This is a genomic window from Micromonospora sp. NPDC049230 (assembly GCF_040647875.1).
Classification (GTDB): Bacteria; Actinomycetota; Actinomycetes; order Mycobacteriales; family Micromonosporaceae; genus Micromonospora.
Genome location: NZ_JBEZCZ010000023.1, coordinates 80,589 through 94,488 on the forward strand (window position 1 = coordinate 80,589; position 13,900 = coordinate 94,488).

11 protein-coding genes and 1 pseudogene are annotated in these 13,900 nt (G+C 71.3%); 8 read left to right on the plus strand and 4 right to left on the minus strand.

Going from position 1 to position 13,900, the window contains the following annotated elements; genetic code table 11:
* The first annotated feature begins 58 nt into the window (after positions 1-58).
* Positions 59-1,819, plus strand: a complete 1,761-nt coding sequence (gene ctaD, locus AB0A95_RS20040) for a cytochrome c oxidase subunit I (RefSeq protein WP_357557262.1) — start codon at positions 59-61, stop codon at positions 1,817-1,819.
* 436 nt (positions 1,820-2,255) lie between these two features.
* On the opposite strand, the gene AB0A95_RS20045 is transcribed toward ctaD, so the two are convergent.
* Genes AB0A95_RS20045 through AB0A95_RS20060 form a run of 4 tightly spaced genes read right to left on the minus strand, consistent with a single transcriptional unit; the run spans position 2,256 to position 8,159 of the window.
* Positions 2,256-3,518, minus strand: coding sequence for an MFS transporter (locus AB0A95_RS20045; protein WP_357557263.1), 1,263 nt, complete (start codon positions 3,516-3,518; stop codon positions 2,256-2,258).
* 40 nt (positions 3,519-3,558) lie between these two features.
* Positions 3,559-4,140, minus strand: a complete 582-nt coding sequence (locus AB0A95_RS20050; protein ID WP_357557264.1) for an isochorismatase family protein — start codon at positions 4,138-4,140, stop codon at positions 3,559-3,561.
* A gap of 37 nt (positions 4,141-4,177) precedes the next feature.
* A complete protein-coding gene (locus AB0A95_RS20055) occupies positions 4,178-5,464 on the minus strand; it encodes a nicotinate phosphoribosyltransferase (protein ID WP_357557265.1) in 1,287 nt (428 codons plus the stop codon).
* Between the two features lie 16 nt (positions 5,465-5,480).
* Positions 5,481-8,159, minus strand: coding sequence for a LuxR C-terminal-related transcriptional regulator (locus AB0A95_RS20060; protein ID WP_357557266.1), 2,679 nt, complete (start codon positions 8,157-8,159; stop codon positions 5,481-5,483).
* 197 nt (positions 8,160-8,356) lie between these two features.
* Between AB0A95_RS20060 and AB0A95_RS20065 the strand changes: the two genes are divergently transcribed.
* The 7 genes and pseudogenes from AB0A95_RS20065 to AB0A95_RS20095 all read left to right on the plus strand — a co-directional run bounded on the left by AB0A95_RS20065 (position 8,357) and on the right by AB0A95_RS20095 (position 13,851).
* Complete coding sequence (locus tag AB0A95_RS20065) at positions 8,357-9,913, plus strand: hypothetical protein (protein WP_357557267.1); 1,557 nt, start codon at positions 8,357-8,359, stop codon at positions 9,911-9,913.
* A 148-nt stretch (positions 9,914-10,061) separates the two neighbouring features.
* Entirely contained in the window at positions 10,062-10,352 is a 291-nt protein-coding gene (clpS, locus tag AB0A95_RS20070; protein ID WP_139583456.1) for an ATP-dependent Clp protease adapter ClpS, read from the plus strand.
* A gap of 2 nt (positions 10,353-10,354) precedes the next feature.
* Positions 10,355-10,849 (plus strand): DUF2017 domain-containing protein, encoded by a 495-nt coding sequence (locus tag AB0A95_RS20075; RefSeq protein WP_357557289.1) that lies wholly within the window; start codon positions 10,355-10,357, stop codon positions 10,847-10,849.
* Between the two features lie 52 nt (positions 10,850-10,901).
* A complete protein-coding gene (locus AB0A95_RS20080; protein ID WP_357557268.1) occupies positions 10,902-11,390 on the plus strand; it encodes a M67 family metallopeptidase in 489 nt (162 codons plus the stop codon).
* Between the two features lie 65 nt (positions 11,391-11,455).
* Positions 11,456-11,755 (plus strand): annotated as a pseudogene (locus AB0A95_RS20085) (MoaD family protein); the annotation flags it as partial.
* 164 nt (positions 11,756-11,919) lie between these two features.
* Positions 11,920-12,885, plus strand: a complete 966-nt coding sequence (locus AB0A95_RS20090; RefSeq protein WP_357557269.1) for a pyridoxal-phosphate dependent enzyme — start codon at positions 11,920-11,922, stop codon at positions 12,883-12,885.
* Positions 12,886-13,107: 222 nt separating this feature from the next.
* On the plus strand, positions 13,108-13,851 hold the full coding sequence (locus AB0A95_RS20095; RefSeq protein ID WP_357557270.1) for an MBL fold metallo-hydrolase: 744 nt from the start codon (positions 13,108-13,110) through the stop codon (positions 13,849-13,851).
* The last annotated feature ends 49 nt before the right edge of the window (positions 13,852-13,900 follow it).

Here is a 13,900-nt window from a genome sequence, read left to right on the forward strand (position 1 = left end):
ACGGCCCGCCGATAACCAGCGTGTGCCGAGCGGGACAACCGAGAACCGGAGGCCACTCGTGACCACCGTCGCACCCAAGCCGGTCGTGACCCGGCCCTGGCCGGTCCGGGAGCCGGTCAAGGGGTCGGCCATCGCGCGGCTGCTGCGAACCACGGACGCGAAGCAAATCGGGATCATGTATATGGTCACCGCGTTCGTGTTCTTCATGATCGGTGGCCTGATGGCCCTGATCATGCGTGCTGAGCTGGCCCGGCCCGGGCTGCAGTTCCTGTCGCCCGAGCAGTACAACCAGCTCTTCACGATGCACGGCACGATCATGTTGCTGTTCTTCGCGACGCCGATCGTGTTCGCCTTCGCGAACTACATCGTGCCGATCCAGATCGGCGCGCCCGACGTCTCCTTCCCCCGCCTGAACAGCTTCGCCTACTGGCTGTACCTGTTCGGCGGCACGATGGCGACCGCCGGGTTCCTCACCCCGGGTGGCGCCGCCGACTTCGGCTGGTTCGCGTACGCGCCGCTGAGCAGCGCCGAGCACTCGCCCGGCGTTGGCGCCAACATGTGGATCATGGGTCTGGCCATCTCCGGTCTGGGCACCATCCTCGGCGCGGTGAACATGATCACCACGGTGCTCACCCTGCGCGCGCCCGGCATGACCATGTTCCGGATGCCGATCTTCACGTGGAACATCCTGGTCACCAGCCTCCTGGTGATCCTGGTCTTCCCGCTGCTGGCCGCCGCGCTCTTCGCGCTCGCCGCGGACCGCATCCTCGGCGCCCACGTGTACGACCCGGCAACCGGCGGGCCGATGCTCTGGCAGCACCTGTTCTGGTTCTTCGGGCACCCCGAGGTCTACATCGTCGCGCTGCCGTTCTTCGGCATCATCAGCGAGGTCATCCCGGTCTTCTCCCGCAAGCCGATCTTCGGCTACAAGGGTCTGGTCGCCGCGACCGTCGCGATCGCCGCGCTCTCCATGAGCGTCTGGGCGCACCACATGTTCGCCACCGGCCAGGTGCTGCTGCCGTTCTTCAGCTTCCTGAGCTACCTGATCGCCGTGCCGACCGGTATGAAGTTCTTCAACTGGATCGGCACCATGTGGCGGGGCCAGGTCAGCTTCGAGACGCCAATGCTCTGGGCGATCGGCTTCCTGGTGACCTTCCTCTTCGGTGGTCTCACCGGTGTGCTGCTGGCCAGCCCGCCGATCGACTTCCACGTGTCGGACTCGTACTTCGTGGTGGCGCACTTCCACTACGTGCTCTTCGGCACGATCGTGTTCGCGGTCTTCGCCGGCATCTACTTCTGGTTCCCGAAGATGTTCGGCCGGATGCTCGACGAGCGCCTGGGCAAGGTGCACTTCTGGCTCACCATGATCGGTTTCCACACCACGTTCCTGGTGCAGCACTGGCTCGGCAACGAGGGCATGCCCCGCCGGTACGCCGACTACCTGCCCGGCGACGGCTTCACCACGCTGAACACGATCTCCACGATCGGCGCGTTCATCACCGGTATCTCCACGCTGCCGTTCCTCTACAACTGCTGGAAGTCGTACAAGACCGGTCCGGTGGTCGAGGTGAACGACCCCTGGGGTCACGGCAACTCGCTGGAGTGGGCGACCAGCAGCCCGCCGCCGCTGCGTAACTTCGACCGGATGCCCCGCATCCGCTCCGAGCGGCCGGCGTTCGACGAGAAGTTCCCGGAGTTGGCTGCCGGCGGCCAGAGCCTGGCCGGCCCGCCGGAGGGTGGCTCGAAGCCGCTCACCAGCGAGTCGGACGGCGGTGCCAGCTACCGCGAGGACACCGCAAGCGACATCGACCGGCACTGACGAGCAAGCCCAGCCGTACGACGGGCGCCGCCCCCGGAACCACCGGGAGCGGCGCCCGTCGCCCTGTCCGCCCCCGCGTCCGCGCGCCCGCGCGCCCGCGCGCCCCGCGCCCCGCGCCCCGCGCCAAGATCCGAGCAACTTCCCGGATATTGCTGCCTGCGGCGCGCGGGAGGCAGCAATATCCCTGATGTTGCTTGGATCTTGGCGCGGCCCTGCCGGCGGCCCGGCCCGGCCCCGAAAGGGCTAGGTGCCCGGAGTGACTGATGCCGGTGAGTCATCAAGATGACTGACCGGCATCATGCTCTTCACCATGCAGGTGGGCCGGATGCCGGCGGACATCCGACTAGCCGACGCCGCGCGGCACGCCTGGGCCTGACCAGGTCGGTGCGCCTCCGCCCGTCGACGCGCCGGCGGGAGATCTCTCGGGGCGGCGCGGTCAGCGGGCGGTGGGGGTGAGGTCGGCCTCGACGGGCGGCGTGGCGGCGGCCGCGGATGCGACCGCGTCGGCGGTGCGGCGGCGGCGTAGCTCGATCGGGAGCACCACCAGGGTGACGAGTGCGCCGAGTGCGCCGGTGACCACGAAGCCCCAGAGCGGCGCGGTGGCGTCGATGACCGCGCCGGCGAGTGGCGCGCCGATCGCGATGCCGACGGTGACCGCCGATCCGTGTAGGCCCATGGCCTCACCGCGGACGGCGGCCGGGACCAGGCGGCTGACCGCGTCGGAGGACGCCGCGATGGTCGGCGCGCAGAGGGCGCCGGCCGGGATCAGCGACAGGCACAGCAGCCACCAGTGCGCGCCGCCCAGTCCGACCGGGATGGTGCACAGGGCGAGTGCGGCGGTCAGTGCCAGCGGGGAGAACGAACGGCGCACGGCCCCGTAGGCGAACCCGCCGACCAGCGAGGCGACCGCCCAGATGGCCAGCACCGCGCCGGTCCAGCCGACCTCACCGCTGGCCCGCAGGACGGCGACCACCGCCACGTCGGTGCCGCCGAGCACCAGGGTCGCGGCGGCGCTGAGCGCCAGCACGGCGAGCAGTCGCGGCGTCAGCCACTCCCGGCGAGGCACCCGGCGTTGCGGACCGGTGGCCTCGGCGGCACCGCGGGTCGGCGGGTTGACCACCCACAGGGCGATCCCGGCGGCGACGATTCCGCCCCCGACCAGGTACATGGTGGTCTGCGCGGAGATCGCGGTGACCAGGGCCACCGCCAACGCCGGGCCGATCATGAAGGACAGTTCCACGGACATCGAGTCCAGCGCGTACGCGGGGCGGCGTTGATCCTCCGGAACCAGCGTGGCGATCGACTGCCGGACCACGGAGAAGATCGGCAGGGCCAGGCAGCCGGCCACGAAGGCCGCCGGCAGCAGCAGAGGGTACGGCAGGCCGGGCGCGGTGGACCAGAAGATCGCCTCGGCGACGGCGGTGAGCACCAGGACCGGGCGCAGGCCACGCCGGTCCACCAGTCGGCCCAGTAGCGGCCCGCCGATCGCCGCGCCCACGGTGACGGCGGTGCCCACCAGGCCGGCGGCCCCATAACCTCGATCGAGGTCGAGCACCACGTGGAAGGTCAGCGTCACCCCGGTCGCGGTGAGCGGGATGCGGGCGAGCACGGCGACCAGGAGCAGCGACCGCAGGCCGGGCAGGGCGAGCGCCTGCCGGTAAGGTTTCATGTTCACGTGGGTCCGTACCTCCGGCGACATCCTCGACCGGCGGCGGCCCGATGACCAACGAATTACGGTCTTATGCGGCAGTGATCACAGGCTCGCCGTGCAGGGTCACCCCGGCGCCGTCCATGGCACGCAGTGCCACGTCGGTGGTCGCCGGAGCGACGGCGGCGGTGAGTTCCAGCAGCACTGTGGTGGCGAACCCCTCCCGGGCGGCGTCCAGCGCGGTCGCCCGGACGCAGTGGTCGGTGGCGATGCCGACCACGTCCACCCGGTCCACGTCGTGCCGGCGCAGCCAGTCGGCCAGGCACTCGCCGTCGTCGGCGTGCCCCTCGAAACCGGAGTACGCCGCCGCGTGCTCGCCCTTGTGGAAGATCGCCTCGACCCGACCGGTGTGCAGCTCGGGGTGGAACTCCGACCCGCTGGTGCCGACCACGCAGTGCCGCGGCCAGGACTCCACGAAATCCGGCGGATCGCCGAAGTGCGCACCCGGGTCGACGTGGTAGTCCTTCGTGGCGACCACGTGCGACCAGCGGTCCGGCTCGGAGGCGAGCAGCCGGGAGATGCCGGCTGCCACGCCCGCGCCGCCCGCGACGGCCAGCGAGCCACCCTCACAGAAGTCGTTCTGCACGTCCACGATGATCAGAGCGTTTGCCATCGGGGGTCTCCCTTCGAGATCGGATCGAGCGGAAGGCTCAGTCGGCGGGTACGACGGAGACCGGCACCGCGGGGTCGCCGGCCGAGAGCTTCAGCCCTTCCCACGGGATGGAGATCAGGCATTCGCGCAGGTGCTCGCGCGACTGGTCGAGGGTGGGCAGCGACACCGGCTCACCCGCGACCACGAACGAGTGTTGGAGCATGCGGTCGTTGGGCTGCCGGTCCGGTACGCCCTGCGGCACGATGATCTCCTCGGTGGCGGTGCCGGTCGGCTTGTGCCGGCGGACCGCGACCTTCCGGCCGCCGATTGTCGCCTTGTGCTCGGAGCGCTTCACCACCGGCCGTCCCTCGACCTCGACGAGCTTGTAGACCAGCCCGGCGGTCGGCGCACCGGAGCCGGTCACCACTGCCGTGCCGGCACCGTACATGTCCACCGGTTCGGCGGCCAGTGCGGCGATCGAGTACTCGTCCAGGTCGCCGGAAACAATGATCTTGGTTTCGGTGGCGCCCAACGAGTCGAGCAGTTCCCGGGACTGTTGGGCGATCACCGCGAGGTCGCCCGAGTCGATCCGTACCGCCCGCAGCTCCGGCCCCGCGACCGCTATCGCGTTGCGGATGCCCTGGCTGATGTCGTACGTGTCGACAAGCAGCGTGGTGTCCTTGCCCAGCGTGGCGACCTGCGAGGCGAACGCCGCCCGCTCGTCGTCGTGCAACAGGGTGAAGGCGTGCGCCGCCGTGCCGGCCGTCGGGATGCCGTAGCGCGCACCAGCGGCGAGGTTGGACGTGAACCGGAAGCCGGCCAGGTACGCGGCCCGCGCCGCGGCCACTGCGGCCTCCTCGTGGGCCCGACGCGACCCCATCTCGATGAGCGCCCGACCCCGCGCTGCGGTCACCATCCGCGCGGCCGCCGCGGCCACCGCGCTGTCGTGGTTGAGCACGGAGAGCGCAAGCGTCTCCAGCACCACACACTCGGCGAAACCGCCGGAGACGGTGAGGATCGGTGAACCGGGGAAGAACAGCTCACCCTCGGCGTACCCGTCGATGTCGCCGGTGAAGCGGTAGTCGGTGAGCCAGGCCGCCGCCGCGTCGTCGACCACCCCGGTGCGCAGCAGGAAGTCGACCTCGGTGGGGTCGAACCTGAAGTCGCGGATCAGCTCGATCAGCCGGGCCGTCCCGGCGACCACGCCGTAGCGGCGGCCGCTGGGCAGCCGGCGGCTGAACACCTCGAAGACGCACCGGCGGTCGGCGGTGCCGTCCTTCAGTGCCGCACTGACCATGGTCAGCTCGTAGTGGTCGGTCAGCAGTGCGGGGCGGTTGATGCTCACGGCCCCAGCCTAAGGTTCAGGTCGCGTCGCCGCCCTCGTGGCCCGGGATCGCGCGCAGCGCGGCCCCCAGCTCGGCTCGGCCGGCCACGCCGAGCTTCGCGTAGATCCGCTGGAGGTGGTTCTCCACGGTGCGCGCCGAGAGGTAGAGCCGTTCCGCGATGGCGCGGCTGGGCGCGCCGTGGGCGGCGAGGCGGGCAACCTGCCACTCGCGTTCGGTGAGCACCGGTGCGCCCGCGTGCAGCGCCGGCGTCCGGATCAGGTCACAACCGCCGAGCAGACCCGCCAGGCGTTCCCGGGCGTCGTTGGCCGCCGTGGAGTGCTGCCGGCGCAACCGCTGCACGGCCTGGGAGGTGGCCTCGGCGGCATACACGGCCAACTCCAGAGCGGCGTAGTCCTCGGCGACCGCGAGCAGATCCGCGGCGGAGTCGGTCACCGCCGCGCGGGCGTGCCGGGCCAGCAGCGGCGGAAGCACCCCGTCGACCCGCTCGGAGAGCTCGGCCAGGCGCTGCGCCACAGTGCGCCGGCCACCATCGGAGCAGGTGGGCCCGACCGGCATGCCGGCCTGATCCAGCCGGACGAGATCGTGCAGGACGTGCACCTCGTGGCCGGCGAAGCCGTCCGCGCGCAGCCGGTCCACCAGGTCGCTGAGATGTTTGACCGCGCCCGGCAGGTCGCCCGACGCGGCGAGCGTCGCGCCGCGGGCCTGCTCCAGCCACGGGTAGAGCACCGCCATGCCCGGTGCGTGGGTGCGGTCCGCCTCGGCCATCGCCACGGCGGCCTGCGTGGCGTCACCGCGCAGTGCGGCCGACTGGGCTCGCTCGGCCTGGGCGAGACCGGCGTAGACCCGGCTGGTGGCCAACACCGCGCAGGCGCCCAGCGAGGCCCGGATCGCGGCGTCGCTCTGCCCGCGCAGCCGGGCCGCGTACGACTGGAGGATGGCCAGGTAGCCGGTGCCGAGCCGGAAGTCACCGGCGCCGGCGAGGTCGGCGAACTCGTCGGCCACTATCGCGTCGATCCCGGCCAGGTCTCCGGTCAACATGAGCCGGGTGCCGCGGGCCAGCTCCAGAGCCAGTTGCAGGTACGGCATGTCGGTGCGCCAGTTGGCGACGGCGGAGTGCACCTGGGCGATCGCCGTACCGCTGCGGGTCAGCTGGCCCTGTGCGGCCTGGACGTACGCGATGGTGCAGCGGGCCAGCTCGCGGGCGGCGACACCGGCGGCCGGCCGGTCCAACACCTGTTGACTGAGCCGGACCGCGGTGGTCGTGTCCAGTCGGTGCAGGCGCATGATCGCCTCGAAGGCGTGCACCCGGGACCGGTCCGCGGAGTCGCTGAGCTGCTCGACGCGGCTCGCGATCTCCTCCACTGTCGACTCCTGGCTCAGCCCCCAGTAGCTCACCATCCCGCGCACTGTCAGCCATCGGCAGAGCCGCCACTCGTCGCCGGGCTCGGGGGTCACCGCGTCGAGGACGTCGATGGCCTCGTCCGGCCGGTCGGCGAACATCAGGATGGTGGCCAGCAGTTCCGCAGCGTCGGAGCCGCCACCGGCGTGCAACGCGGCACGCGCCAGCCGGGTCGCCAGCGGCACGTCGTAGCGGGTGAACGCCTGGATCGCCGCGTCCAGCAGCAGAGCCGGGTCCTGTGCCGTCCCCGAGTCGAGGCGCCACACCGCGACCCGCAGCAGGTCGTCGCGGCGGCGCTTGCCGACCTGCTCGAGCAACTCCGCGAGGTGTGCCTGAAGTCGGCGGGTGCGGCTGACCGGGCAGCGGCGGCGCATCACCTCGCCGTAGAGCGGGTGGGCCAGCCGCACGTTGGTGCGCCGGTCGTGCTGGACCACGCTGATCAGCCCGCGCTCCTCGGCGGTCTCCACGTCCGACTGCTCGGCGGCCTGCCGCAGAAGGTGAAGACCGAGTGGTTCGCCGAACGCGACGAGCTCGACGACCGCGCGGACACCGTCGGTGAGTTTGCCGACCCGGGTGTCGATGAGGTCGGTCAGGTTGGGCGCCAGCTCCAGTCGCCCGGTCCACTTCCAGATCCCGTAGGTGCGTTTCAGCTCGGAGCTGCCGTTGGCGGCGTGCACCAGCTCCCGCAGCAGCAGCGGGTTTCCGGCCGACAGCCGGCCGAGCCGGTCGGCGGAGCCGGCATCCACCGGGCCGCCCAGGATCGCCGCCAACAGACCAGCGGTCTCCGCCTGTGGCATCGGGGTCAGCTCGACGTGCTCGACCAGGTCGTCGGTCCAGAGTGCGCGGATCGGCAGTGGGATCTGCTCGCCGTCGCGCAGGGTGCCGACCACTGTGGCGTTCTCCGAGCGGGCGACCAGGTGGACCAGCGCCGCCGAGGGCGGGTCGAGCAGGTGGGCGTCGTCGATGGCGAGCACGATCCGTCGACCAGCCGCCTGCTGTTGCAGCACGTTGAGCGCCCAGCGCAGGATGCCGGCGGGGGAGAGGCCCTGGGGTTGCTCGGCGGGGAGCACCTGCACCAGCCCGCCGAACGGCAGCGCCGCGGTGGTGGCGCTGGCCGCTATGGACCAGATCGCGAAGCGTTCGGTGGGCAACGCGTTCAGGCCCTCGCGCAGCAGCCGACTCTTGCCGATCCCGGCGCTGCCGCTGAAGAAGAGCCCACGACCAGCCTCGCCGGTCACCGCCGCCAGCAGGCGGTTGAGCTCGTCGGTCCGGCCGACGAACTTCCATCGACTCATTCGCGCAGCATATCGACCGAAATCCGTCCGCGCCCGTACCGTCACTCACCGAAGTTGAGTAGTCGCACAATTACCGGTGAGTATCCGAAGTGTTCCACCTGGTTGCCGGCCCGCACGTAGTCTTCCGGCATCCGGGTATCTTCACCGGATTTCGCAACCGACCGGGCGTCCGGTCGCCTGCCCCGGGAGGCCACCTGATGAAGCCGGGCCCTCTCCCCTCGGTCGACTCGTCGGACGACGTGGGCGGCCCGGTCGATCTGCCCAGCTGTGGTCCGCTGCCCTCCCGGGTCGGCGTGACCGGCCCGGCCCCGGAGGAGCCGCTCGGCGTTGTCGCGGTCGGCCCGGCCGGTGCCGAGCGACGCGCCGTGCTCGCCACGCTGCTCGGGCTCGACCCGGTCATGCTCACCGTGCCGGCCGGCAGTTGGCTGCTGGTGCGCAACGCCAAGGTGCCCACCCGGGCGGCGTTCGTGCCCGGCTACCGCCAGCCCCACTCCTACGGGGCAGACCGCAACGCGGCCGGCCCGGCGTTGGCCCGTCCACCCCGGCGGGTCGAGCTGAGTGTGCCCGAGCCGCTGCTGCGGCACTTCACCCTGATCGACTCGCCGGACACCGCCACGTTGGGCCTGGCCGGCAGGCCGGTGCTGCTCGATGCGGTGGGCCGGGCCGGTGCGCTGCTCTTCGTGATCGCCGCCGACCAGGCGTTCACCGCCGCCGAGCTGAACCTGCTCGCCGAGGTCGCCCCGACCTCGGTGGAGGTCGTCTTCGCGGTGACTCCCGGCGCGGCGGGTTGGGCCCCGCCGGCCGACGGCATGGCGACGACGGAGGACGCGGGGGCGTCCGTCCCGCCGGCTGCCGGTCGGGCGACCGAGGTGGACGCGGCCGCGGTGACCGTGGCGGCCCACCGCGCGGCGCTGCTGGCCGCGGTGCCGGCGCTGGCCGGCGCGCGGTGGTTCCCGGTCGACACCCACTCCGCCGACTCCGCCGCCGACCTGCGGCGGGCGTTGGTGGGTTGGTCGTCGAAGGAGGGGCTGCGGCGGGCCAGCGTCGACCCGCCGGTGCTGCCGGGGCAGCACGACCGGGTCGCGGTGGCCGCCGATCCGGGTGGCTGGTCCGAGCAACTCGACAGGCAGACCCGAACGTGTGCGCAGCGGATCCGCCAGCATCTCGCCCTGGAGTTGGCGAACATCCACCTGCGGGCCGTCCAGGAGATCGTGTTCGGGGTCGGTTGCGCGGGCCTACCGGACCTCCTGGATCGGGAGATGGCGGCGTTGTCGCTGTTGGCCACGGCCCAGTGCGACCAAGCGGTGCGCGGCATCATGGCCGACGCCGCGGCCCGGGTGCTCGGTGGGCCGCCGGTCGAAGGAGTGCGGCGGCGGATCGCCACCGCCGTGCGGTACGGCCTGGGCGATGATCGGCCCGGCCACGAGCTGGACAAGGTGCTTCTGATCACCAGCACGGCCGGGGTGGCCACGTTGACCGGCCAGGAGGCGATCGACGCCCTCGACAACTATCCGACCGCGTCCCGCGACGAGGTGCTCCCGCCGGTCGCGGTGGCGCTCTCCGGCGGGTGCTGGCAGCAGTGGCGTACCCCCGGCAACAACGACCACAGCGCGGCGCGGGCCTGGTCCCAGCGTGCGGTGCGGGAGGTCGAGCTGGGGTTGTCCCGGGAGGTCTCCCGACGGTTCGAGGTGATCCGCCTCTCGCTGGGCGCGGTGCTCTCCGATGCAGTCGATCACGGCATCCTGCTCGCCTGACGGCGTGGCCGCCCCCGAGTCCGGGGCCGCGCCGCCGCACGCGTCTGATGGTGTCCGGGGCGGGTCAGGGGTGTCCGGGGTGGGCGATCCGCGCCGGGCCGGCGTTCCGGTTCCTCGGTTCCGGGAAACCGGTGGCACGATGGGGGGTATGGCGGCTCCACAGGTTGCACCGGTCGAGACGCCGGACACTGACGAGGTGCCGGCGGCGGACCGGCAATGGGTGACGATCGTGTGGGACGACCCGGTCAATCTGATGACGTACGTGACCTGGGTCTTCCAGAAGCTTTTCGGCTACAGCCGGGAAAGGGCCGAGCAGTTGATGCTGGACGTGCACCACAAGGGCCGTGCCGTGGTCTCCACAGGTGCACGGGAGCGGATGGAGCACGACGCGTCGCAGCTGCACGCGTATGGGCTGTGGGCGACGGTGGACAAGTCGTGAGCATGTTCCGCCGCCAGGCCGGTCGCTACGTCGCCACCTTCGCCGTCGACGAGGTGCGGGTGCTGCGCAAGGTCGCCTCCGAGGTGGTTGGCCTGCTCACCGACGGCTTCGACCACACTGACCCGGTCGTCGGTCGGCTCTTCCCGGCGGTCTATCCGCAGGACGCTCCCGGGACGGCCGAGTTCCGTCGCTACACCGAGGGCGACCTGAAGACCTCGAAGATCGATCAGGCGGGGGCGATCCTGGCCGCGCTGCCGGATGACGCCGGCGGTGAGGTGCGGCTGGACGCCGAGGCGGCCGAGGCGTGGCTGCGGGCACTCAACGACGCCCGGCTCGCGATGGGCGTCCGTCTGGAGATCAAGGACGGCACGGACCTGGGCGAGGAGTTGGACGACGCGGTCGCTGAGGACCCGGGGTCCAGCCGGGTGTTCCAGCTTTCGGTCTACGCGTACCTCGGATATTTGCAGGAGTCGCTGCTCAACGCCTTGATCGACTAAGCGTGACCGGCACCACTTCGACCCGTGCCCGACAGGCGTTAGGCTGGTGGACGTGCTGAGCATCGACCGGGCGATCATCGACGCGATCGTCGCCCACGCGCGCCGGGATCACCCCGACGAGGCGTGCGGCGTGGTCGCCGGTCCCGTCGGCAGCGACACCCCGACCCGGCACATCCCGATGGACAATGCCGCGCGGTCGATGACCTTCTACGAGTTCGACTCGATGGAGCACCTGCGTGTGTGGCGGGAGATGGACGACCGGGACGAGGAGCCTGTCGTCATCTACCACTCGCACACCGCCACCGAGGCGTACCCGTCGCGGACGGATGTCTCCTTCGCCGGTGAGCCGGGCGCGCACTACCTGCTCGTCTCGACCCGCGAGCCCGACTCGGAGGAGATCCGGTCGTTCCGGATCGTCGACGGCGTGATCGCCGAGGAGCCGGTCCAGATCGTGGAGGCCGGGGTCGACCCGCATGCCGTCCAGTCCTACATGTTCGGGCAGAGCCCGGCGACTGTCGACTACGAGTGTTCCGGCCGCTGACCCGTCAGCCCCGCGCTCGTCTCGTCCCGTCACCGTAGGCACACCCGATCGAGGAGTCCGACATCATGGCCATTGAGGTTCGCATCCCCACCATCCTGCGCAGCTACACCGGCGGCGCCAAGGTCGTCGACGGCGCCGGCGACACCCTCGCCGAGCTGCTCACCGACCTGGATTCCCGGCACGGCGGCCTGCGTGGCCGGCTGATCACCGAGGCCGGCACGCTGCACCGTTTCGTCAACGTCTACGTGAACGACGAGGACGTCCGTTTCCTCGGCGCACTCGACGCCAAGCTCTCCGACGGTGACAGCGTCACGATCCTGCCGGCCGTGGCCGGCGGCGCGTTCGGCTTCGCCGCGGCAGCGGCGATCAGTTCGCACAGCGCCGCGGCAGCGGCGATCAGTTCGCACAGCGCCGCGGCAGCGGCGATCAGTTCGCACAGCGCCGCGGCAGTGGCGATCAGTTCGCACAGCGCCGCGGCAGTGGTGGCCAGCGGGCACGCCGCCGTCGCGGCTCGCTGAGGTCGGCCGCCATGGCGCGGTACGAAAGTCTGCTCGACGCCTGTGGGGGCACGCCGCTCGTCGGCCTGCCCCGGCTCTCTCCGGCGGTGCCCGACGGGGCCCCGCCGGTGCGGCTCTGGGCCAAGCTCGAGGACCGCAACCCCACCGGCAGCATCAAGGACCGCGCGGCGCTGTTCATGGTCCGGGCGGCGGAGGAGGCCGGCCGGCTCCGCGCGGGTGACACCATCCTCGAGCCGACGAGTGGCAACACCGGCATCTCGTTGGCGATGGTGGCCAAGCTGCGCGGCTACCGCCTGGTCTGCGTGATGCCGGAGAACGTCTCCACCGAGCGGGTCCAGTTGCTCCGGATGTACGGTGCCGAGATCATCTTCTCGCCGGCGGCGGGTGGCTCCAACCAGGCGGTCGTCACCGCCAAGCAGATCTCGGCGGAGCATCCCGACTGGGTGATGCTCTACCAGTACGGCAACGAGGCCAACGCGCGGGCGCACTACGAGACGACCGGGCCGGAGCTGCTGCACGACCTGCCCAGCATCACGCACTTCGTGGCCGGGCTCGGCACCACCGGCACCCTGATGGGCACCGGGCGCTACCTGCGGGAAAAGGTCGAGGGCATTCAGATCGTGGCCGCCGAGCCGCGCTACGGCGAGCTGGTCTACGGCCTGCGCAACATCGACGAGGGTTACGTGCCGGAGCTGTACGACGCCTCGGTGCTCTCCCGGCGCTTCTCGGTCGGCACCCGGGACGCGGTGCTGCGTACCCGCCAACTCGTGGAGGTGGAGGGCGTCTTCGCCGGCTTCTCCACGGGTGCCATCCTGCATGCCGCGCTCGCTGTGGCGCACGAGGCGGTCCGCGACGGTCGACGGGCCGACGTGGCGTTCGTGGTCTGTGACGGTGGATGGAAATACCTGTCCACAGGGGCGTACGGCGGGACGCTCGCCGATGCCGAGGACGCCCTGGAAGGGCAGCTCTGGGCCTGACCGAACAGGTCTTCCGGTACGGGCCGTCGACGTATGTCGACGGCCCGTACCGCATCCACCGCACCGTGAGTGTGTGTCACGTTCGTGACAACTTCCGGCGGATGATTCTTGCCGCGCGGTGCCCCAGCGTAGGCTGCGCAGCGTGACGTACGCGTCGGTAGAGATCATGGCTGAGGCAACGGCCGACACAGATGCTACTGACAGTGACAGCGAGACGACTCGATGCGACTGACCGTCCTGGGCAGCGCCGGCAGCTTTCCCGGCCCCGAGTCGCCCTGCTCGGCCTATCTCGTCGAAGCCGACGGCTTCCGGCTGCTTGTCGACTTCGGCTCCGGCTCGTTGTCCAGCCTCCAGCGGTACGCGGGCCTGCACGCCCCGGATGCCATCCTGCTGACCCACCTGCACTGCGACCACATGTTCGACGCCGTTCTGTACGTGGTCGTCCGCCGGTACGCCCCGGACGGCCCCTATCCGCCGTTGCCGGTGTACGCGCCCGCCGGCGCACCGGACCGGCTCAGCGCCGCGTACGGCGACGACGGCTCGGTGGAGGACGTCTACCAGTTCTACGCCCTCCAGCCGGGCACCTTCCCGATCGGCCCGTTCGCGGTCACCGTCGACCGGGTCAACCATCCCGTCGAGACGTACGGCGTGCGGCTGGAGCACGGCGGCAGGTCGTTGTGCTACTCCTCGGACACCGCGCCCTGTGCGGCACTGCTGCGGCTGGCGCAGGACGCCGACGTCTTCCTCTGCGAGGCCAGCTACCTCGATGGCATGGACAACCCGCCGGATCTGCACCTGACCGGCCGGGAGGCCGGCGAGGCGGCGACCAAGGCGGCGGTGGGTCGGCTTCTGCTGACCCACCTGGTGCCCGCCTGGGGCAGCGAGGCGCACACCCTGGAGTCGGCCGCCGGCGCGTACACCGGGCCGATCGACGTGGTCCGACCCGGCGCGAGTTACGACGTCTGACCCGCTGGGGCGGGTCGGGCCGCGGTGTTGTGCCGCATTGTTCGCCGCC

Bases quoted from the DNA above. Each gene is read 5' to 3' on its own strand.
- clpS (WP_139583456.1), top strand. From the start codon at position 10,062: ATGGCGGCTCCACAGGTTGCACCGGTCGAGACGCCGGACACTGACGAG.
- AB0A95_RS20075 (WP_357557289.1), top strand. From the start codon at position 10,355: ATGTTCCGCCGCCAGGCCGGTCGCTACGTCGCCACCTTCGCCGTCGAC.
- AB0A95_RS20065 (WP_357557267.1), top strand. From the start codon at position 8,357: ATGAAGCCGGGCCCTCTCCCCTCGGTCGACTCGTCGGACGACGTGGGC.
- AB0A95_RS20045 (WP_357557263.1), bottom strand. From the start codon at position 3,518: ATGTCGCCGGAGGTACGGACCCACGTGAACATGAAACCTTACCGGCAG.
- AB0A95_RS20090 (WP_357557269.1), top strand. From the start codon at position 11,920: ATGGCGCGGTACGAAAGTCTGCTCGACGCCTGTGGGGGCACGCCGCTC.
- AB0A95_RS20060 (WP_357557266.1), bottom strand. From the start codon at position 8,159: ATGAGTCGATGGAAGTTCGTCGGCCGGACCGACGAGCTCAACCGCCTG.
- AB0A95_RS20050 (WP_357557264.1), bottom strand. From the start codon at position 4,140: ATGGCAAACGCTCTGATCATCGTGGACGTGCAGAACGACTTCTGTGAG.
- AB0A95_RS20095 (WP_357557270.1), top strand. From the start codon at position 13,108: ATGCGACTGACCGTCCTGGGCAGCGCCGGCAGCTTTCCCGGCCCCGAG.